General features: G+C 40.6%; 16 protein-coding genes. 6 read left to right on the forward strand and 10 right to left on the reverse strand.

Annotation, left to right across the window (positions count from 1 at the left end):
- Positions 1-10 precede the first annotated feature (10 nt).
- Genes L0657_RS11490 through L0657_RS11500 form a run of 3 tightly spaced genes read right to left on the reverse strand, consistent with a single transcriptional unit; the run spans position 11 to position 4475 of the window.
- Positions 11-838 (reverse strand): ABC transporter permease, encoded by an 828-nt coding sequence (locus L0657_RS11490; RefSeq protein WP_235150943.1) that lies wholly within the window; start codon positions 836-838, stop codon positions 11-13.
- 3 nt (positions 839-841) lie between these two features.
- Positions 842-1927 carry a hypothetical protein gene (locus L0657_RS11495; RefSeq protein ID WP_235150944.1) on the reverse strand — a complete coding sequence of 362 codons (1086 nt, stop codon included), beginning with the start codon at positions 1925-1927 and terminating at the stop codon, positions 842-844.
- Positions 1928-1940: 13 nt separating this feature from the next.
- Positions 1941-4475 carry an SLBB domain-containing protein gene (locus L0657_RS11500; RefSeq protein ID WP_235150945.1) on the reverse strand — a complete coding sequence of 845 codons (2535 nt, stop codon included), beginning with the start codon at positions 4473-4475 and terminating at the stop codon, positions 1941-1943.
- A gap of 270 nt (positions 4476-4745) precedes the next feature.
- Between L0657_RS11500 and L0657_RS11505 the strand changes: the two genes are divergently transcribed.
- Both L0657_RS11505 and pheA read left to right on the forward strand, forming a co-directional pair.
- Positions 4746-6620 carry a DNA topoisomerase IV subunit B gene (locus tag L0657_RS11505; RefSeq protein ID WP_235150946.1) on the forward strand — a complete coding sequence of 625 codons (1875 nt, stop codon included), beginning with the start codon at positions 4746-4748 and terminating at the stop codon, positions 6618-6620.
- A gap of 56 nt (positions 6621-6676) precedes the next feature.
- Positions 6677-7753 (forward strand): prephenate dehydratase, encoded by a 1077-nt coding sequence (gene pheA / locus L0657_RS11510; RefSeq protein WP_235150947.1) that lies wholly within the window; start codon positions 6677-6679, stop codon positions 7751-7753.
- 72 nt (positions 7754-7825) lie between these two features.
- On the opposite strand, the gene L0657_RS11515 is transcribed toward pheA, so the two are convergent.
- The 3 genes from L0657_RS11515 to L0657_RS11525 form a co-directional block, all read right to left on the reverse strand.
- A complete protein-coding gene (locus tag L0657_RS11515; protein WP_235150948.1) occupies positions 7826-9970 on the reverse strand; it encodes a hypothetical protein in 2145 nt (714 codons plus the stop codon).
- Positions 9971-10029: 59 nt separating this feature from the next.
- Entirely contained in the window at positions 10030-10692 is a 663-nt protein-coding gene (locus L0657_RS11520; RefSeq protein ID WP_235150949.1) for a hypothetical protein, read from the reverse strand.
- Between the two features lie 66 nt (positions 10693-10758).
- Positions 10759-11358, reverse strand: a complete 600-nt coding sequence (locus L0657_RS11525) for a DUF4136 domain-containing protein (RefSeq protein ID WP_235150950.1) — start codon at positions 11356-11358, stop codon at positions 10759-10761.
- Positions 11359-11675: 317 nt separating this feature from the next.
- On the opposite strand from L0657_RS11525, the gene L0657_RS11530 reads away from it, so the two are divergent.
- The 4 genes from L0657_RS11530 to L0657_RS11545 all read left to right on the forward strand — a co-directional run bounded on the left by L0657_RS11530 (position 11676) and on the right by L0657_RS11545 (position 16300).
- Positions 11676-12236 carry a DinB family protein gene (locus L0657_RS11530; protein ID WP_235150951.1) on the forward strand — a complete coding sequence of 187 codons (561 nt, stop codon included), beginning with the start codon at positions 11676-11678 and terminating at the stop codon, positions 12234-12236.
- A 222-nt stretch (positions 12237-12458) separates the two neighbouring features.
- The gene (locus L0657_RS11535; protein ID WP_235150952.1) at positions 12459-13136 is read left to right on the forward strand and encodes a response regulator transcription factor; all 678 of its coding nucleotides are present in this window, start codon (positions 12459-12461) and stop codon (positions 13134-13136) included.
- Complete coding sequence (locus L0657_RS11540) at positions 13133-14503, forward strand: HAMP domain-containing sensor histidine kinase (RefSeq protein ID WP_235150953.1); 1371 nt, start codon at positions 13133-13135, stop codon at positions 14501-14503. Before L0657_RS11535 ends, L0657_RS11540 begins: the two co-directional genes overlap by 4 nt.
- Positions 14504-14686: 183 nt before the next feature.
- Positions 14687-16300, forward strand: a complete 1614-nt coding sequence (locus tag L0657_RS11545) for a SulP family inorganic anion transporter (protein ID WP_235150954.1) — start codon at positions 14687-14689, stop codon at positions 16298-16300.
- A gap of 56 nt (positions 16301-16356) precedes the next feature.
- Here L0657_RS11545 and L0657_RS11550 read toward each other — a convergent pair whose 3' ends face one another.
- The 4 genes from L0657_RS11550 to L0657_RS11565 all read right to left on the reverse strand — a co-directional run bounded on the left by L0657_RS11550 (position 16357) and on the right by L0657_RS11565 (position 22515).
- Positions 16357-17445, reverse strand: coding sequence for a mechanosensitive ion channel family protein (locus tag L0657_RS11550; protein WP_235150955.1), 1089 nt, complete (start codon positions 17443-17445; stop codon positions 16357-16359).
- A 3-nt stretch (positions 17446-17448) separates the two neighbouring features.
- Positions 17449-18285 carry an N-acetylmuramoyl-L-alanine amidase-like domain-containing protein gene (locus L0657_RS11555; RefSeq protein WP_235150956.1) on the reverse strand — a complete coding sequence of 279 codons (837 nt, stop codon included), beginning with the start codon at positions 18283-18285 and terminating at the stop codon, positions 17449-17451.
- Positions 18286-18480: 195 nt separating this feature from the next.
- Positions 18481-20469 carry a site-specific recombinase gene (locus tag L0657_RS11560; protein ID WP_235150957.1) on the reverse strand — a complete coding sequence of 663 codons (1989 nt, stop codon included), beginning with the start codon at positions 20467-20469 and terminating at the stop codon, positions 18481-18483.
- 309 nt (positions 20470-20778) lie between these two features.
- Positions 20779-22515 carry an alpha-amylase family protein gene (locus L0657_RS11565; protein WP_235151397.1) on the reverse strand — a complete coding sequence of 579 codons (1737 nt, stop codon included), beginning with the start codon at positions 22513-22515 and terminating at the stop codon, positions 20779-20781.
- Positions 22516-22700 lie beyond the last annotated feature (185 nt).

Raw genomic sequence — 22700 nt, forward strand, 5'->3', positions numbered from 1 at the left:
GTAACAGTTTCTAAATATGATCTACGAAGGTATTTTCCTTTTTACGAAAGTAAATTAAGGATAATATCAGAATAACAACTGAAATTATTGCAGTGGAGTACACGCTGTTGGGATTAAAATAAGCCTTGTCGCCCAACAGACACCATTTAAAACCATCAATAATCCCAACCATTGGGTTCAAATTGTAATATTTTTCATACCACGTGCCTTGTGCAAGTCTGCTGCTGTAAGCGATTGGACAAACATAAAAACCCACCTGAACGATGAAAGGAATTAGTTGTCCGATATCTCTGAAACGCACATTTAAAACAGCAAAGAAGAGGCCGAAACCCATCGATGTAATAAAGGCGAGCAATAAAAATGCAGGCAGATAAATAATGTTCCAGCTAAGCGGGTGGTTGAAAAATACCGTTAGGATAAGGAAGATTCCAAGTGTTATTAAAAAATCGACAAAACCTACGGCTACCGAACTTAGCGGCATAAGTAACCTGGGGAAGTATACTTTAGATACCAGATTAGAGTTAATAAGGATACTGCTGCTGATCTGAGAAAAAGTATTGGCAAAAAACGTCCAGATTGTAATTCCGCATAAAACCATCAGTGGGTAGGGTATTCCTTCATCACCCTTTAATTTAGCGACATAACTAAAAACGAAGACCATAACGGTCATTGTCATGATAGGCCGCAACACACTCCAGGCAACTCCTAATAGTGTTTGTTTGTAACGAACTGATATATCTCTTTTGGAAAGGATTATCAACAATTGTTTATTCTTCCATAAATCCTTCCAGTAATCCTTTTCCGATCCTCCGGCCTTAATTGTAGTTGTGTGCTGCATTATTTACGCCTTTGCTGGCAGTTGAGTAGTGTCGTCCAAAATAGCTCTGTATATACTTTTAACATATACGTAGATCAGCGCAAGCATCAAACCAACAAGTGCTCCAATCTTTGCTCTTTTCTTGCTTTCGGATTTTAAATCCAGGGGTACTTTAACATCTTCAATCAAAGTGAAAAGTGGAGCTTCTTTTACAAGAGATACCCGCATTTTCTCCGCATTTCCGACAGCTTCATAATATAGTTGTTGCAGGAAACTGTTATTTCTTTCAAGTTTGTTAACAGAAATCTTTGCTTCCGGAACAATTAACTGCGTACTGTAATCCATTTCTCTCGCCAATCTGTGTTCACTTTTACCCAGAATATAAGCAAGGGAATCTGCGCGGCGTTCCAATAATCTCAACGTCGTCAGAGATTTTTTTGTTTGTTTTTCGGTATAAACTTCTTCAACCGTTTTAAGCAAAGTTTTAGCCCAAAGAGCTGCAAGCGTTTCGTTTTGAATGGTGGCAGTCAGGGATATAAAAGAAGACTTACGTTCCAGTACACCGATCTCTGTTGTACCTTTCATTTTAAGTACAAGTTCGTTTAAAACCGTACGTCCCTGTCCCTTCAAAGAATCCAGATTTTGCTGTGTAAAATGGAAGCCTTGTACATCGTTTCTTCCGTCCCATTCATCCTCTTTAATTCCACTTGAATCAATTACAAAGTTGGCGAGAATGACTTTTTTTCCATGCACGTCCACCATCTTCATCAATGTTCTTTCCATCACGGGACGGGATTTAACGAAATAAAAGAAGTTATCTCCCGTGAAAATATTCGCATCAGTTGCTCCACCGCCCATACCAAATAGCCCGGCAAGGTTCCCCATATCATTAGGAGATGTACCGCCGCCCATGTTGAAGACGATCGTCGCTTCATACGAGTTTGGTTTAATCAGGTATAGATCCATTGCATAACCAATGCCTACCCCTAGTATAATAAAAAGAAGAATGATTTTCCAGCTTTTTACAACCGCATTTTTTGCCTCAACTACTTTTAAAATTACTTCCCTGGGGGTAATTTGTTCCTCAGCTTGATTAGTCGTATTCGACATTATATTTAATTTTTTAATTTAAAGTACGGAAGGCCAGAATAGTTACAATAAGCGTCATTACCGAGCTCAACACACCAATCGTTGTCTGAATAGCCTGTTGCGGAGTCAGTGAAGGAGCGCCTCTAACTGGCACGAAAATCTCTGATCCTGGCTGCACTTTTGGATATACATTGAAGAACATGAATTTTCTGGTACGATCAACCGATCCGTTCGGGTATTTGATGTATGAGCTTTTACGGAGTGATCTCGTAGTAAATCCTCCCGAGTATGAGATATAATCAATGAATGATAATCCTTTGCCGTATTTAACAGTATTAGGATAAAGCACTTCACCTGTAACCTGAACCGTTTCAAGTCTTTTAGGAATCCGGATAATATCACCTTCCTGTACAACAAGGTCTTCGAAAGATCCCGGGTTCTTCATGATATTACTCAGCTTGATTCCGATCGACTCTTCCCTTACGTTTGACAGGTCACCGGTAATCTTTCCTTCTTTGATGCTTTCCTGCGTTGCTTCTTCTTCGGTAAAGTCGGTCGGCGCCGCAATATTTTTCACAAAAGTTCTTCTCAACAACGTTGCTCCTTCCGGGTACGCGAGTTCAGTCAATCCACCTGATCTTTTAATGATATCGCTGATCTTGTCACTCTTGTTGATAATGGTATAAGACCCCGGAACCAGAATTTCACCTTCAAGAAAAACAGACTGCTGTTCTACATAATTTGGCGATTTTCTAACTATAACCTGGTCAAATGGCAGAAGCACGAAATTACTTTCCTTGTTTCCGATTGAAAGGTCACGATTTACATTGAACTTGAAAGTTTCAGCAATCTGCGCATTTGCGGCACCAGGTATACTGTTTCTTTTTCTTCTGATTACTTCAACTTCTGTTGTAAAAGCTGACTCTTTAAAACCACCTGCTTTTACAAGGACATCTTCCAAAGTCATGTTAGCAACATAAGGATATTTGCCATCATTTTCTCCGAATCTAGGATTGTTCACTTCACCTTCAACGGTTACAATGGCAGACTGTGCCATATCAAATTTCGACGGAATCACAACCTGATCAAGGCGCGTAAGCACGAGGTCAGGAACGTTGTTGTTTAAAACATCAGCAAGGTTAAGCTGGATACTTTCAATAGTTAAATCAGGTTTTGTTCTTAAAACAGAGATCCTGCCAGTAAAAGCATCTTCACGAAGCCCCTGCGCACTTTCAATTAATTTTTTCAAAGTGCCGCTATTATCAAGCGAATATCTTCCCTGGCGCATTACGGCACCTTCAATGGTTACGATATTTTCAACACGGTCAAGGATAGTCTCAACGTTGATCAAGTCACCAGTTGAAACTTCTGCTGTTGCGTATTCTTCCTGAGGGACGTCTACAATTTTTCTTTCTTTTGCTGTAATCCTGTCAATTTTAACACGTGCTTTATATGCATTGTCATTGAAACCACCCGCATATTTAAGTACGTCAGCCAGCTTTTCTTCTTCTTTCAATTCATAAATCCCCTGTCTTTTTACCATCCCGGTAATTTCAACACGTTTTTTATAATAGCCGACAACGACGTTATCATTGTCCTGAACGCGGATATCGCCGTCAATTTTACCATTAACAAGATAATCGTATATGTCAAGGTGAGAAATCACTTTTCCTGCACGAACAACACGCACGTCACGGAATGAACCGATTTCGTTTGGCCCACCTGCCTGATAAAGCGCGTTGAAAGCAGAAGCAAGGGAGGTAATTTCGTACGTTCCAGGATTGATAACTTCTCCGGTAACAAAGACTTTTACATTCCTGATAGCGCCCAGCGTTACCATTAATTTTGTTCTGGCCGTTTCACCATTAGTTCCGATAAGCCCCGGGGTGAATTTTGAGAATTTATCGATAAGTATTTTTCTTACTTCTTCAATGGTTCTTCCGCTTACATTTATATTACCCAGACGTTCAATGGTTATAAACCCGTCGCGACTCACAATTGTTTTGTAAGTTGCTTCCGCATAGTTATATAGGTAAATATTCAATTCGTCACCAGGACCAACTACGTAGTTGGTTGGTGTAGCGATCTGCAAATCAGGGATTGGATCGAATTGTTTGTTTGCGAAAATTGAATATCCGTAGATTTTCTGGCGCAAAGCAAGTTTTTCCTGTTCCTCGGCACTAAGTGTTCCGGTTGTAGATGTATTAATCTTAGTCTGGTCTGCGCCTTCCTTAGGTGCATCAGGATCATTATTATCGGCAGCGGCAGCTTTTGCTTTTTCAGCGGCTTGCGCGTCGCTTGCTTTTTGTTGGTTAGACTGCTGATTTGAATTTGCAGGCTGGTTTCCTTGTTGTGTTCCTTGCTGAGCTCCCTGATTTCCCTGTGCGCCTGATTGCGAGCGGGGAGTACCAGATTGGGAGCCACTTTGACTTGTTCCGGTTGATGTAGGTGCGCTAGTGGGTGCAGATTGTGGAGCGACAACCTGCGAAAGGCCTGGTAAAGAAATAATCAAACTTAAAAAATAAGGTAAGATAAATTTGCAATTTTTAGCCAACTTGAATGTGTTCATATGAAGTTTATTGTACTATGAAATGCGACCGTTTCATTAAAAAAATGTAATTGAGCTCTTATTTTTGCACTAAAATCAAGCTCAAATGGAATTTTAGTTTTCCTAGTTTAGGACAAAGTAAATTAGATTTTTCTTATTTTTAAAGAATTTCTACTAATCGGCTCGAAACTTATTCAGGAGCAAAGGTACAATAGGGTAACGATATATGACCCAAAATATTAAAATACAACATTAATTTCATTAATATCCAAACTAGAGTATTCATAGATTATGGAAAATAGTGCCAGCATACAATACGACGAGGATAGCATAAAGTCACTGGATTGGAAAGAACACATTCGTTTGAGACCTGGAATGTACATTGGGAAGTTGGGTGACGGTTCCTCAATTGATGATGGTATCTATGTGCTTGTCAAGGAAATCGTCGACAATTCGATTGACGAGCACATGATGGGAAATGGGAAAAATATTGAAATAAAAATTTCTGAACATCGTGTCGAAGTGCGTGATTACGGACGGGGGATTCCGCTTGGTAAGGTGGTCGACTGCGTTTCAAAAATAAATACAGGCGGGAAATATGACTCCGGTGCTTTCCAAAAATCGGTAGGTTTGAACGGGGTAGGAACAAAGGCTGTAAACGCGCTTTCGCACTATTTCAAGGTCCAGTCTTTTCGTGAAGGAAAATCGAAAAATGCTGAATTTCATCAGGGAAATCTTGTCAACGAATCCGGTGAAATTGTTACTTCTCAGCGAAATGGAACCCATATCGCTTTTGAACCCGACGGGATAATTTTCAAAAATTTCAGGTATATTCCTCAATATCTGGATAATATGATCTGGAATTACTGTTATTTGAACGCAGGTTTGACGATCAATTTCAACGGACAGAAATACATTTCGCATAATGGTCTGATGGATCTTCTTGTCAGCAAATCTGACGCGGAATCTATCCGTTATCCTATAATTCACTTGAAAGGAGAAGATATTGAATTCGCCATGACCCACGGCAATCAATACGGTGAAGAGTATTATTCATTTGTAAATGGTCAGTATACCACGCAGGGCGGAACACATTTGGCTGCTTTTCGGGAGGCGGTTGTTAAGGCGGTCCGTGAGCATTTTGGGAAGGATTATGCGCCTGAGGACATTCGTTCGTCTATTATTGCCGCTGTCGCGATTCGTGTGCAGGAGCCTGTTTTTGAGTCACAGACAAAAACGAAACTCGGTTCAAATACCATTACGCCAGATCCAAACAGTACAACAATTCGGACTTTTGTAAATGATTTTGTGAAGGAAAGGCTTGACAATTATCTGCACATGAACCCCGAGGCGCGCGATGCAATGAAAAAGCGTATCGAGCAGTCGGAAAGAGAGCGTAAAGAATTGGCGGGTATTAAAAAGCTGGCGAATGACCGTGCGAAAAAAGCGAATCTGCACAACAAAAAACTTCGTGATTGCAGATTGCATTTCACTGACCTTAAAAATGAATTACGTCATGAGAGTACCTTGTTCATTACCGAAGGTGATTCAGCAAGTGGTTCAATTACTAAGTCAAGAAATATACAAACTCAGGCAGTATTCAGTTTACGAGGTAAGCCGCTGAATTGCTTTGGGTTAAATAAAAAAATAGTCTACGAAAATGAAGAGTTTAATCTCCTTCAACATGCGCTGGACATTGAAAACGGCGTAGAAAACTTACGTTTCAACCGGATCGTTATTGCCACAGATGCGGATGTGGATGGTATGCATATCCGATTATTGCTCATGACTTTTTTCCTTCAATTCTTTCCTGATCTGGTTCGAAATGGGCACCTTTACGTTCTGGAAACTCCGCTTTTCCGTGTTCGTAACAAAAAGGAAACTTTTTATTGCTACAATGATGACGAAAAACAGGCGGCAATAGCCAAGCTGGGAAGCAAGCCTGAGATCACAAGGTTTAAAGGACTTGGAGAAATATCACCGGAAGAATTCGGGAAATTTATTGGAGAAGATATGCATCTGGAACCGATAATCCTGCAAAAGGAAACTTCGATTCAGAAATTGCTTACCTATTATATGGGCAAGAACACGCCGGAACGTCAGCGTTTTATTATTGATAATTTGAAAATTGAAACGAATATTGAAGAGCTGGCAATTGCTATTTAAGAGGCAATTGATAGCCTGAAAAGACAAAATACCGATTACGAAAAATTAGATTATTTGTGGATTTACAACAATTAAGAGAACGTATCGACGCACTTGACGATCAGTTGCTGACTATTCTAAACGAAAGGATGGAATTGGTTAAAAGTGTGGGAGATTTGAAACGTTCTTCCAATTCAATTATTTATCGTCCGGAACGCGAAAAGCAAATTTTGGACCGTCTCGAAAAAAGGAACAACGGGTTGTTGACACGCACAGCAATTGATGCTATCTTTTTTGAAATTTTTGCCGTTTCACGTAATTTGGAATTACCGGAGAGAATTTCTTACCTGGGGCCGGAAGGAAGTTTTACACACCAAGCCGCGGAAAGCCGGTTCGGCGGTATGAGCGAATACCTCGTTTTGCCAACAATTCATTCCGTTTTTGAAAGTGTAGAAACAGGTCGTGCCAGGTTTGGGGTTGTTCCCATTGAAAATAATCAGGAAGGAATTGTTGTTGAAACTGCCGATTTTCTGCGTGAAAAAGAATTAACAATTGTTGCGGAGGTATTACTGCCGATCCACTTTACATTCGCTTCGCAGTCTGATTCGTTGAAAGATATCAAAAGGATTTATTCGAAAGATATTGCTTTCAGGCAATGCGGCAAGTTTATCGGGGAATATCTGGAAGGCTTGGGAGTTGAGCTTATCTCTGTGGATTCTACTTCGAAAGCGGCCAAGATGGCAGCAGAAGAAGCGGATGCTGCTGCGATTTGTTCATCCATTTCAGCGCGCTTATTCGGTGTTCCGATCCTTTTTGATAATATTGAAGATAATGATCAGAACCGAACACGTTTCCTGATCCTTTCAAAGGATGTAGTCAATCAGAAAAGTGATGATGATAAAACCACATTGATCGTAAACCTGCCGAACACCAATCGTCCGGGGGTACTATATGAATTTTTGAAAGAATTTAATGACAGAGGAATTAACCTTACTAAAATAGAAAGCCGGCCGCTTCGCGGTGAATCAGCATTCCGGTTTTGGTTTCTGGTAGAATTTATCGGTCATATTAACGATGCACCGGTTCAGGAGATTATGCAAAAATACGGAAGCAGCCATATCAAATGGCTTGGAAGTTATGTCCGGGTATCCTGATTGTAAACAAAATAAAAAAAGCGAACGGCAACTTCTAAAAGGTTTGCCGTTCGCTTTTTTAATATTGAAATATTATTTTAGAACCCCGCGATACAGCGACGGCCAGTTGCCATAAAGTGTTATTGCAGTTTTCGTTCCGTCAGGCAGGCGGATATTTAATTTCCTGGTCGCTACCGGTGATTGAAATGAATCAACTCCGATTACAACAATTTTGTTTCCTTTAATAATAGCGGAAATAAACGGTTCCTTGCGATCCGCAGCCAAGGCAGCCTGACCTGTTTCAGGTTCTTTCCAGGTACCGTTCAATTCGTACGCCAGGTCCTGATTTTTACCGCCAACAATGACATCTTCGACCTGTTTTGCCATCCAGTTGCCCAAAGCATAAAACTCTGTCGGGAAATCCCAATAACGTGGTGAATCGCCGTTTGGCTGTTCTTTATAAAAAACAGAAACATCCGTTTTTCCATCTGCCGGATACCATTCTTTCCCCCATCCATTATCGTTCGGGTCAAAACGGTGTGCATTCGCTCCCCGGCCCGAGGGCTGGCTATCGTGCCACAAATAGTATCCATCAAAAAGAACAAGCGAAAAAAGTGACATACTGAGCGCCTGACTCGCCGGCATCATTTCCAACTGGTTTATGATCAGATCTCCCTGCGGATTTGTCGTATGGAAAAACCACGGAACGATCGGATCGCTGGACGTAGGCATATGTCTGTTCCAGGCGTAAAAAATGGATTTATTATTTTTCTGAAATGGTATCAGCTTATTGATTCGCAAGGCGTGTATACCAGAAAGTAAGGTGAAATTATTCTGAGTATTTCCCTGCTCATCAGCGACAGACGTTGGCCTTGGATAAACATCTGTCGGCGAAATATTATAGAATTTCTGAAAGCTCTCTCCATTTTTTAATGGATCGAAATTTGAATGGTTTGGATGCGGATCTTTATAGTCTTTCAGGAAATTCGCTGGCTTTTTGTCACTCATCGTATTAAAATGCTGATTTGTGTACGCGCTTCCACCCCAATAATCAAACAAATTCATTTTCGGATGACTTTTTTTGATTTGCTCAGCAAACCATATCAGCCGCTGTTTTACTTCCGGCGGATAATTTTGATTCCAGAACTCAAAATCAAAGGCATACACGCCATATCCTGGAACCGTATTTGCTGCTTTTATAACTTCCTCCCGCGACAATTTTCCAAACCATGCCTGGTCTTTATCCTGGAAAAAACTTGGTGGAACTGTCCAGTGCAGCTTTTCGTAAGGAATATCTTTTTCAAAAGCAGACAAATGCGTTACCCCTCGCTTGAAATAATTCTGTGGAGACACCCAATTATTTAAACGGTAATGCATCACCAACTTTCCGGCAATGGGCTGAAATTCCGGGAACTGTGTGTCGAAATGAACATTTACCTCGCGTGAAGGAGAAAACCACGCAGGCATATCTATTTTTGTGAGCGCTGTATTTTCCTTTTTCAAACCTTGCGGAGAAATCCAGATGTTCTGCTGCCGAAGAGATCTGTTTTTAAGAGGATTCCACCAATCGTTATAGGGCGCATCGATCCACTTGGCCGTGACGGTATAAAGATAACCGGGCTGCACTTCAACACCATTTTCCAGACCAGCCACGACAATGTTGTCAATCATGATCACCCGTGTGCGGCCATCCTGATAATTGGCAAAATCTTTTAGGAAAACCTTATTTTCTTTCATAACCGGACGGATGTCAAGCCAGTTGTCTTTGCTGCCTTGCCGGATCCACTTTTCAGCAGCCAGAATTTCACTGTCCTGCCGTTTATTATAGTTAAATTCCGCGGTCGTCTCACAGCCCGGTTGTCCCAGACTGCTGACTTTTATCTTAGTTTTGCCTGCATTTAGGTTCAAATTTTCGAGCGTCAGCCACATTGAAGTCCGGTGCGGCACCCTTTCAAATAATTGTGTTTTGCCATTTTGTGAAATTTCAACGCGGTATGGAGCCAGTCCGCCGGCATTTGCGGCGAGCTCAAACTGCATTTCCCTGCCAATTTGTTTGTATCGACGCACCGTGAGGTCACAAGCATTGGATGCTGAATCAATCGTGATCGCAACCGGTAATGTTGAAATCTCAGTGTATGTTTTACCTTGTGAAGGTCCAAACCGGTTCCATGCCCAGAATCCTGTTCCCACAAAAACGGCAAGAGCAGTGCTGATCCAAATAATTGTTGTTTTCGACAAAATCTTTTTTTTATGCAAAACTGAAAATTAAAACAAAGTGTGTAATGGCTAAAAATTGCTTACCACCAACGGTAAAACAAACCCACCGAGGCATTTACTGAGGAAACTCCTTTGTCCACATAGTCGTAATCGTAGGAAGTTCCCTGGTATTTTACCCTGATATCCGCGCCGAAGTTACCATCTTTTTTGAACAGAAATTTAGAACCAACTCCAATTCCGTAGGTCGGACGAATTTTTTGTTGCTGGTCTGCAAGAATTCCATAGTACAATGTGTAGTCCAGAATACTGGCACCGGCGCTCAATTGAACATAAGGCTGCACCCTCGCATTCTTAGGCGCGAAACTGTAATTTGCGAACGCCTGAATCGGATATTGCATAAGTGTTCTGGTTTGGACAGCAGAAATTTCACTTCCGTCGCTTTGCTGATAAGTCGCTCTCGGAATCCTTTTTTTGAAAAAAGAATATCCCACTTCGCCACCGACAGAGAAAGAATTTTGGAAAACCCATTCCAATGCAATCGAATAATTTTCAAAAGAAGATTTGTCAATATAATTGCTTGAAAAAGAGCCAACCGGAATCGCTCCTGTATATCTGGCTGTTACCTGATAATGCGTGTAACGGTCATAAGGAGAGGGTAATGTATACAATTTTGGTGCTTGTTCCTGTGCATATGCCGGAAGTATTCCAGCTAAAAGGAGTGCTGCTATGATTATTTTTTTCATTTTAAAAATCAATTGAAAATACACGGCAAAACCGTGATAGTTAATTTATAAAGCGAATCCGCTGGGTTATTTAAGACTTAAATAAGTGGATTGTCCGAAAGCCGAATCCACCATTTGATCAATATAATCCTGATTGCCAAGACCGGCGCCGCGGATCTGGGCATCCCAGATGACGTTCAATCTTTCCGCCGTGCTATCGGCATTTTTCAGATCCAGCATTGAAATTGCCCAATAACTTTCACTGGTTTCGTAGGTATAGTACCCGGGATATCCGTAAAACCCTCCATAATATCCGCCCCAATATGAAGAATAGGGATTGGAGGCTACATTCAAATAAGTGTTGGTAATTCTGGCAGCTGTCAGGCCCACGTCAGGTTTTTTATCGACGGCCACATAAGTATATCCAAGATTCTGCATATTAGTTATAATGCGTGTCAAAAGATCACGATCGATACTAGTAAGTGCCGTCCCCGATCTGCTGTCCTGTACAACGGTTACAGAATCTGATATGCTGAATGTTTTAAAAGATTTGAAATTGGCACTTTTATCATGGTTGGTTATAAAAACCTGTGAGTCAAGGTCAGATAAGTCATTTACCGGATCGTTACTGCATGAGGTCAGCCAAAGGGTGGCAGAAATAATTAAATATGATGCTTTTCTTAACATAGCGTTACTTTGCGTTTTAGTTATCTGATTAACGAATTTTAAATTTGAATCATTTTATTTTTCTCGTTTTAGCGCGGTTATTTTTTATATTTCCGCACCTTCTCATTGTTAAGTGACTATCTGAAAAGTCATTTCGTTGTAAAGCGAAAAAATAATTTGAAATTCAAACGGCCTGGACGCAGTAGTAAAGAAATCTTTCAGGAATAGAATTTGCTGACCGCGAACTTTATTTGACAATGTCCTGTTCGTTGCTTTATTTTAGTAATATTAAAAAATCTTAAATACCTGGATAATTCGAGCTTAGATCAAAAAAATATATGGAAGCAAAAGAAGAAATTTTAAGGATCATAGATGTACTCAATGATACTTATGAAAGTGAGGAAGCCTGGTATGGCCCTTCTGTTGTAGAGGCTTTGCGTGATGTAACGCCTAAAATGGCCGAGTTGAGATTAAGCGCAAATACACACTCAATCGCGGAGATCGTTTATCACATGACGACATGGAGAATTTTTGCGGTGCGTAAAATTCAGGGTGATGAGGAATTTGATATCAAAACACTGGATAAGGACTGGAAGAAAATCCCGATTGTTGACGATTTCGAGTGGGAGGCCATTCAGATGGAGTTAAGTTTGTCGCAGGAAGAATTGGTTTCAGAACTGGAAAAGCTTGAAAATGACAGTTTTCTGGAAGAATTTGTGCCAGGAAGAGACTATTCGTATTATACCATGATTCATGGAGTGATTCAGCACGACGTTTATCATGCCGGGCAGATTGGTCTGATCAAGAAGGCGTTGAAAGGAATGCAGATCGAGGAAGAAGATGATTTTGGCGCGTTTGACGACCGTTCAGGCACTGGAAGCGATAGTGACTACTATTGATCTGAGTTATAGAAAATTTTGTATTTCTTGTCTTTAAAGTATTAAATAATAAGAAAAATTAATAGTTTGCATAATAATTAAAGGTAGTATCCGCTTGGATACAATTTCTTTAATGGTGTGGATATATGTCAAAAGGCCACTCGGTTTATCGAGTGGCTTTTTTTATGAAATGTCTAAAATCTGTGCCACATTTGATGAAAATATTCAGAAGAACGTTAAGATATGAAAATATTAATTGTTGAAGACGAGCCCAAACTGGCTGGTTTTTTAAAACGTGGACTTGAAGAACAATCCTGGGAAGTTGAGTTGGCATATGATGGTCAGGTTGGGAAAAAAATGGCGTCCAACTATCGGTTTGATGTCATCGTTCTAGATGTAAACCTCCCGATTGTCAACGGTTACGATCTGGCTAAGCAGCTACGCAACGACGGATTGACCACACCAATTTTGTTTTTAACTGCCTTAGGCACCATCGACGATAAGTTGGATGGATTTGAAGCCGGTGGTGATGACTATTTGGTAAAGCCTTTTGAATTCAGAGAATTAATTGCCCGCATAAAAGTTCTTTCGCAGCGAAACAGCAACCGGGAACAGTCCAGTCAAATACTCAAACTGGCAGATCTGGAATTGAATCTGGACGAAAAAGTAGCGAGAAGAAGAGGAAACCGTATCGATCTGACCGCCAAAGAATTTGCTTTGCTTGAATATTTAATGCGAAACCGTGGAAGAGTTGTTTCCCGGGTTGATATTGCAGAGCAGGTGTGGGATATTCGTTTTGACACAGGAACCAATGTTATTGATGTGTATATCAACTTTTTACGCAAAAAAGTGGATAAAGATTATGATACTAAATTGATCCATACGGTTGTTGGAATGGGTTATATTTTCAAAGAAGAATGAACATCAAAAGCCGCCTGACGCTACTTTTTACCATGTTGGTTGGCTCCATCATGGCGCTTTTTTGTTTGTCTATCTACTATTTCTATGATCAATATCGGGAAAAACAGTTTTATTCTTTTCTCAATGAGAGAGGTCAGACGATTGCGCAATTGGTGGAGGCAAGCAAAGGGATAAGTAAGGCGGATATTGCAAAAATTGAAAAGGAAAATAACACAGTGCTGCTCGATGAAGAGATAACAATCTATGATGGCGCAGACTCGGTGATTTTTAACAGCGGCACTTTTAACTTCGTTTTAACCCGGCAGATGCTTATTGATGCGCGTAATGGTAAGGAAATTCATACCAAACACGCAAAAAAAGAGGTCATCGTAATCAGGCATATTTTACAGGATCACAGAAGACCGTGGGTTGTTGTTGCGATTGCGAATGATCATCTGGGTACGGACCAGCTGAAAAGACTGAGGGAGATTCTATTAATCGGCTGGTTACTTTCGCTGGTTCTTGTAGGCGTTGCGGGTTGGCAATTTTCAACGGACGCGATCAAACCGGTTTCTGATATCATCGCGCAGGTGAATAATATTTCTGCCGGAAATTTACATGACAAGGTGACTGTTGGCCGTGAAAAAGATGAACTGGCTCTGCTTGCGCAAACATTTAACCTCATGCTTAACCGTCTGGAAATTGCGTTTGTAGCCCAAAAGAATTTTGTTTCACACGCCTCACATGAATTACGGACTCCCTTGGCGCTGATCATGAGTGAGGTGGAAGTAACACTGATGAAAGCACGAACAACGGGTTATTATGAAGACGCGCTGAAAGGTATACTGCAAGAGGCGAAGGAAATGAACGAACTTGTGAGCAGATTGCTGGAACTCGCGCGAACAGAAGAACATGCCTTTCGGGTAACTTTTTCAAAAATACGGATTGACGAAGTATTGTGGCAGGCGCAGGCTTCAATCCAGCAGAAAAATCCTGCATATCATGTGCATATCAACTATGGCCAGATTCCCGAAAATGAGGAAGAACTGCTTCGGTATGGCGATGAAAGTCTGCTGAAAACTGCCTTCATGAATTTGATGGACAATGCCTGTAAATATTCAGATAATAACACAGTTAACGTTTTTCTGGAAATTGATAGAGACCTGATCAAAATTTCTTTCAAGGACATAGGCACCGGGATTGCTGCTGCGGAACTACCTTACGTTTTTGACACTTTTTATCGTAGTTCAAAAACAATGAGCAAGGCCGGTTATGGTATTGGCCTGGCACTTACAAAACGCATCATAACGATGCAGGGAGCTAGTATTGAAGTCGAATCTACGATCGGGCAGGGAAGTACTTTTATTCTCAAATTTCCTCCATTTTAACTCCCAATTCATTTTAATTTGTTTTTAATTCTGCCTTAATCTGCCTTTAACAAGGTCAGTGGTTTTTTGTATCATAAAATTGCTAGCAAGGCATTTTGTGTTCTGTTGACCGTTGAATACTTAAATGTGGCGCTTCTGGTCGAACTATCTTAATGGATGGTTTTATTTTTCAATCGATTGGATATGAGATCAGCATCATGGAAACCTGCCGCGGGTTTCAAAGGATTCTTGGAAAACTGGAAGGATGACCTTCTGTCCGGTTTTCTGGTTTCGCTGATCGCTTTGCCACTAAGTTTGGGAATTGCAGGAGCCAGTAATTTTCCACCGCTGATGGGAGTTTTGACATCTATTGTCGGAGGTATATTGGTTTCGTTTTTCACGAATTCAGAATTGACAATCAAAGGCCCGGCCGCAGGGCTGATTGTTGTTTCGGCAGGCGCAGTGGATGAACTCGGTCGTGGGGATGCGGTAGCAGGATGGCATCTTGCGCTTACAGCTATCGTTGTGGCGGGAGTATTTCAAATAATTCTGGGGATATTTAAACTGCCCAGGTTTGTTGATTTTTTCCCGTTATCCGTAATCCACGGTGTACTGGCGGCGATCGGGATTATCATTATGTCAAAACAAATTCATCTGGCCGTGGGTGTTGCTCCGGTGGAATTGAGCGGTAAAGGACCATTGGAGCTTATTGAAATGGTACCGCACAGCCTGATGAATATGGAGTATCATATCGGCATAATTGGCCTGGTTGGTTTGATGATCATGTTTGGATGGCGCTATCTGTCCTTTTCAATTTTTAAGAGAATACCGCCGGCGATGGCTGTATTGATCGTTTCAATTTGTCTTGGTCGGTTATTTCATCTATTTGAACCAACGTTCAGGGAATTTAGGCCACTGATCAATCCTGGCGAGTTTTCATTAAAATACAACGCTGATTTTTCAGGAGTGACTGGAAACTTATTTCCGGTTTTTATCAAGTATGTAATAATGTTCGTGCTGTTTGGTAGCCTGGAATCATCGCTGACAATAAGGGCCATTGATCTTTTAGACCCATATAAGCGTAAATCTGATCCCAGTCGTGACGTTGTGGCAATAGGGGCGGGTAATATTGTTTCAGGTTTGTTGGGAGGGTTGCCGATGATTTCGGAAATACTTAGAAGCGCTGCCAATGTGAAGAACGGCGGGAAAACGCGCTGGGCGAATTTATTCCATGGTGTTTTCCTGCTGGTATTTGTAGTGCTGTTAGTTCCGGTTATAAAAATGGTACCGGTCGCTGCGTTGGCAACCATGCTGATATACATTGGGTTTCGTCTGGCATCACCATCAGAATTCCAGGATATCTACCACATCGGTAAAGAACAGCTGATCATTTTTCTGGTCACTATCATTGCTACCCTTGGTTCGGATTTACTTATTGGAATTTTATGCGGAACCTTGACAAACGTGATTATTCAATTTTGTTATGGAGTTAAATTTTCAAACATTTTTACGCCAAAAATTGAAATTGAGGCACTGGGAAATACTTTTTATATAAAAGTCCTGAGAGCCGCCGTTTTTACAAATTACCTTACCCTTAAAAGAACACTGGAAAGACTGCCAAAAGGGGAAAATATTATAGTTGACTTATCCGAAGCGACTTATGTTGACCACACGGTAATGGAAAATATAACCCGTTTTAAATGCAATTACGAACAGATAGGCGGGAAAATAGAATTGATAGGATTTGAAAATTATCAGGCGCTGTCAGATCATCCGCTGGCAGCCAGAAAGAATCAATGCTTAACTGTAATAGGTTAAATTGAGAGGTGAGTAGTAAGACAAAAAATGGCCTTCGATTTTCGAGGGCCATTTTTTTATGGGTTACTAAAATTATTTGATATTCCCGGCTGATCATGTTTCTTATCTTCGATCAACAAACCTGGTAGCGATTCCGGATATTCTTCCCGGATAAATTCTATTATTTTTTCTCTGACCAGACAACGAAGATCGAATGCCTGTGAAGAATTTCTCGCCGACATTAGCGCGCGGATAACCATAAATTGTGCTTGTGTATCCGTTACCTGCAACGCCCAGGATTTTCCATCCCACAATGGCGTATTCAGCAGGATATTGTGAAGTTTTTCCCGAAGTTTTTCTACCGGAGTCTGGTAGTTGAGATTAAAAAATGCAGTACCAATTAAGCTGCTGTCGTTGCGGGTCCAGTTTTGAAACGGTTTTTCAATAAAATAGGTAATCGGCAATATCAATCTTCGAAGATCCCAGATATTAACGACCACGTAGGTCAGATTAATTTCTTCGATCCTTCCCCATTCTCCTTCTACAATAACAACATCATCAATTTTGATAGGTTGTGTGAATGCAATCTGGATCCCGGCTAATAAATTTCCCAACGACTTCTGCGCCGCAAAACCAATAATAACACTAAAAATACCAGCAGACGTAAGAATCCCGACGCCGTACTGCCGAACACTATCGAAACTTAAAAGCAGGATAGAAACGCCGAAGACAATAATCAGGATAATGAACATTCTTTTTACAAATTTTATTTTTGTAAAAAGTTTCCGCGCATCGTTATTGTCAGGTTGATCAAAATCCAGTTTGCCTATTAGTATTTTTTCGATAATAATGACAACACGTGTCATCAGCCAGGTGCTGACGGCAATCAGTGCAATTTTACTAATAGCATGGGTAAATCCGTATCTCGGATGCGATAAAATATATGTTTTTGTGATCAGCGTAATGATCAGCAGCGGTATAAAAAAATAAAGAACACTTGTTTGATTCTCATGAATAGCCCTGATAATTGGCCAGTCTTTTTTTCTTGCTGTTATGGAAATTGCTTTTATTACAATTGCACTCAATACCAAGCCTGCCAAACCCGCAACCAGGATGATCAGCCATGGCGAGTTCTTGTAATCCAGTAGTTCCAGAAATTCATTCATTGTTTATTGTTCAGTCATGCGTGCCACGATCATCCCTGTGTGCTTGGGAACGGATGCAACATATTCAGCCAGCGGCAAGGATGATAAAATAACTTTTTTGCCTGCAAGCGAAGCGTGGAGTAGGTATGCCCGGCTGCCTATTTTTGTGATTATACCCATATGATTGCAGTCAAGCCCTTCCACAGATGAAGTGAAAGCCACTATATCACCATCTCTCAGAAGCGGTTCAGCTTTTTGTAAAGCTGCTTTCGGAATGTAAGAATGTTCCCTGCTGTTGATAATACTTTCCTGTTCTTTTATTTTCTCCCAAACCTCTGTCGCATCCAGCGCCGGATAAAAATTTGCATGCGTACTCATGAAATTAATTTCCTTTTTTAAAGGTACACCGCCGACCTTTTCAGTGATATCTTCCAGTAAGCCACGTTTTTCATTTTCATACATCCAATCGAAAACGTAGTGCAAACGGGACGGATATCCGTCGATAACACCGTTACGATAACGGATTTTGGTAAGTTCGGTTTTGTAACCTTCATAATTAAGGTTTTCGTTTTTAGAAATCGCCAGCGCCAGTGAATTTTCCACGAGTGTAGTACAATCCAGCCCGTCGAATCTGCAAACAAGTTTTTCAGTCGGATTACCTTCCAGCGTGCTTGCAACATAAGGAGTCCCTAGAAAAGATTCAGCCATTCTTAAAACCTGCGTGCCTAAATCGCCATTACCAGGAAGTTCCATTTTCTGCGCAAAAACCTTTTGCGGCGTTGACTGCGCCTGGGAATTTTGCGTTGAAAGAATAAAAAGGGAAAACGCCACTACGGATAAAATGGCGATATTTATTTTCATTGCAGGTAATGATTTACCGCTGTTCATAACGTGATAACCTTTATAATATAATGAATTGAGAACAAGATATTAAAATGTGTGCCATTTGACGCATTAGAACGCGAAAATGATCATTTTTATGACTGCCAGGACAAATTTATTCACATTTTAGAAATATCATTACTTATTTGATCGGAGGTGATCATTTTACAGTTTTCATTTTTGAACAAAAGCTTCGGGCAACTCGTCATTTTCTTTAACGGTTTCATGGACCGGGAAAAAGAAGGCAGACCCATGATGGAAAAATTGCCATGAAAGATTTCCTAACAAACTCTTCACCTCACTAAATTTCGCATTCCTGGATTTTAAAGCAAATGCAATGGACAACCCGAAGCTTACCACCACGTTCATGATTCCAATACATGTAATTCCAATTACGGAATTAATCCAAAGATCGGTAGAAATTTGACTATTTAAACCAGCAAAAGCAATACCAAAATTTCCCGAAGCAAAAGTAATATGACGGATGTCCAGAGGTAAGCCAAAAGTGAATCCGATCGCACTCGTGGAGCCGAGGAAAACCCCAAGTGCAAAATTGCCAGCAAGCGCGCCGAAATTATGTTCGAAATAAGTTGCCGCCCGGTTTAATCTTTTTTGCCCCAACAAGCGGATTAATCTCGGATGGTTGACAAGTCGCAGGGAGAATTTATTATAGATCCATTTATTCTCATAATACCCGGCAATCAGTCCTGATATCATCAGGTACACACCGGCTAGCGCAGCATGAGGAATTGCCAGACTTTCCCAGGCATTCAGTTCTCCGATTAATTTATGTGCTTTGGCAGGGTCTGCAATATGAAATCCGTTAAAATAAAAGTAAAGCCAATCCAGTCCGTAAGCGACCGGAAAAGCGATCGACGCGTTTCCTACAAGCGAAATAAACTGGCTTCGCACGAGCCTTATAAGAAGCTCCGTCGTCGTTTCCAGCCAATTTGGATTTTGTCCGTTATTGCTGAGATTCGCTGCAATTGTCGAAGCGGTCATCGCTGGCTGTTTGGTTGCAATGGTAAATCCAAGAATATGGATGATCATGAAACCAATCGAATAATTCAGACTGTAAAAAAACGCTTCCCAGAAAATCGGTAAATGCTGGAAATATAACCGCGTTTTATTACAGCAAAGCAAACCAACAATGACGCCGCCGCCAAGTGCTTTTCTGAATAATCTCCAATATCCCGACCTGTCCGAGGAAATATAATGCTCCCCTGTTTTCGACGTATTTTCAATTACCTTAAACGTCAGTAATTGCAGATTGATCGAAAAATGTTTCCGGAGACTATACTTTGTATTTTCTGCATAAACAAATTCTTTAAAAAGATCGGTAACAATCTCCCACTGCCGCTGTTTTCCATCTGTCTGAAGCAGTTCGAGCAATTGCGACAAACGTTTCAGATATTGTTCCAGCTGCCGCATCATATAGGTCAGCTGAAGACTGATGCCGAAAACGTCTTTATGTTTATATATGTAATTAACCTGCGTCTTACACTGACTGATCATGACTAAAATGTGCTTGTAGTCACTGTCGCGGCCTTCTTCGCTGTAATTATATTGATTTAATGTCTTTTCCACGTACAGCATCACTTCCCTGTTCAAACCCAGAAATGGGGAATCCAGATCGTCAATTCTTGGAATTTTTGATACTACTTCCGGTTCAATTCCTAAATTGGCAGCACGCTGTGCAAGTACAAGAATGGAGTTTAATAGCTCGCGTTCAATATATTCTGACAATGCAGGGCTAATTTCGCGGAAAATGTCAGCAAAGAAATTACTCCAGCTTTCGTCTGGAATTGCCTGTACCCAATGATAATCTTTTTTGTTATCGAAAAAATTATTGAACTGTGTCCGTAATTCAACAGGATCATCAACCGGGGGAAGAAATTTATAACTTAATCTTGTAGAGGCATCAGAAAAAAAACCTTTGTTAGAGCCTATTTCAGCTTCGGTCAGAAGCGATACGAATTTGGTGGATAAAAGAATAGAATAAATTTGTTCAGCCAAAAGATCTTTCTCCCTTCGATCCAATAGAATGCCTTCCAGAATTTCTTCAAAAGGCTTATTATTCGTATTCGCTTTGTATGAACTTCGGATAATCTCTATAAATTTTCCGAAATAATTTAGACGGCTTTGGATAGAAACGCTGGTCATATAATATTAAAAGTTAAGCGTTTACATTGAGTAAGATGCGTTTCTGCCAAAGCGGATTCCGGAAATAAGAACCGTATTGTTCTTTTATTGATTTCAATAATTTCTGTATTGGTGAATAATTGGCGTCACGATAATTAACATGCCCTTCAAGTAAATTTAGACATTCTTTCGGAACAGACTGGTAGTGCTACCTAATTGTGCAAAATTGTGTTGGTATAATTCAAATGTGTTTCTATAAAGTCGAATATAAGAAAAGGCAAAGTCGAGATACTTCCCAACGACTTTGCCTTTTTGAGAAAATATTCCCGACTACTTTTCTACAATCTCATAAACATAGACTGAATTCGGCGGCAGCGTTACTGGAATACCCGTCGACGTGATCTCGGAAGTTCTGATGTTCGGCGTTAATATGAGCATCGGAAAAACCTGTTTCATCGTGTATGAACTGGTAGCACCCAATTTTAAACTATCCGTCCAGGCATTTTCGGGAATGCGAATGTTCGTGTGAATTGTACGTTCCAGATCAAAATTGTAAAAGAAAAGCAGTTTTTGATTCTCCGTGTATCGCAGATAACTGTAAACCCTGGTCTTATCATAATCGGCACTTTGTCCGTCAATGTTGATATACTGCAAATCATAAAAACCACCAGCATAAACAGCTTCATTCTGCGTTACAAACTTATTAAGTCTTTCATAAAATGCCCGGAGTTTCTGCTGGTCTGTATTTAATTTTTCGAGATTATATTTACCTCCATTCACATATTGCTGAAATTCTGTTACGCCCCAATAATCAAAAATAGTGGTACGTCCGTCTTCACCCTGAAAACCTTCCGAAGTTACAGGATTTACGCCAAGTTCTTGTCCAAAATAGATCATGAGCGGACCGGTATGCAACGTCGCACTCAATGTCATCGCCGGGACAGCAACCCACGGATCTCCCGCAAAATATCTGGAAGCAATTCGTTGTTCGTCATGATTTTCAAGAAAACGCAGCATGTTTTCGGCGATATCACCGGATTCCTGCTGCCAGATCCTGGTGATATCTTCCACGCTTCCGTTGCCTTCCATCAAATGTCTGAGCGAATTATACAAACCCACCTTGTCATACAGATAAGCGAATTTTCCGTTTTTAATATAATTGTGATACTCAGCCGGATTGTAAATTTCAGCTATGAAAATAATATCCGGATTGACTTTCTGGATTTCCGGTATCACCCAGCCCCAGAATTCAACCGGTACCATTTCCGCCATATCGCAGCGGAAACCGTCAACACCTTTTTCAGTCCAGTAACGAAGTATATCATACATTTTCACCCAGGTAGATGGAATCGGATCAAAATACGTTTTCCGGCCGTTCAGATAATCGACACCATAATTGAGTTTAATCGTTTCATACCAGTCATATTGACTAGGTTGTGCCTTAAAAACATCATTTCCAGTTGCCTTAGCCGGACTTTCGTAATAGGGAGCCACTACATTTACCGGAGGCTTATGGCCTTCCGGAACAATAAAATCCTGATTAGGGATGTAATAAAAATTATTGTCAGGCTTAAAAGAAACATAAACGTCATCATCTTCGCCAAAATCCCTGATCCCAGCCGGTTTTACTTCTGAATGATACTGACGGGCAACATGATTTGGAATAAAATCGATAATGGCTTTCAAACCATTTTGGTGCGTTCTGGAAATTAATGCTTCGAATTCCTGCATCCGGTTTGGTATTTCAACGGCCAGGTCCGGATCTACGTCATAATAATCTTTCACCGCATAAGGCGACCCAGCCATACCTTTGACAATAAGCGGATGATCCTGTAAAATGCCGAAACTGCTATAATCGGTTAGGGTCGCATGTTCAATAATACCAGTATACCATACATGGGTTATCCCAAGATTTTTTATGGAATCCAGCGCTACGTCGGTGATGTCATTAAATTTCCCGGACCCATTTTCTTCAATAGTTCCGTATATTTTATTGGTCGTGTTCTGATTACCAAATAATCTCGTGAAAATCTGATAGACGACAAATTTATCGCGGTTGACAGGCATAATTCGTTTCTGTGTTATTTTAGACACATATTACAAATGGATTGATAATTTATAACATGCTAATGAAACCGGCAATGGTGTTTAAACAACTTGCCGGTTATAAAGTTTCGATATATTAATTATTATAGAATTACTTTTTCTAAATATTGTTTGACTTCATGAGTGAAAACGCTCTTTTTACTATT

Source organism: Dyadobacter sp. CY345 (assembly GCF_021502725.1).
Taxonomy (GTDB): Bacteria; Bacteroidota; Bacteroidia; order Cytophagales; family Spirosomataceae; genus Dyadobacter.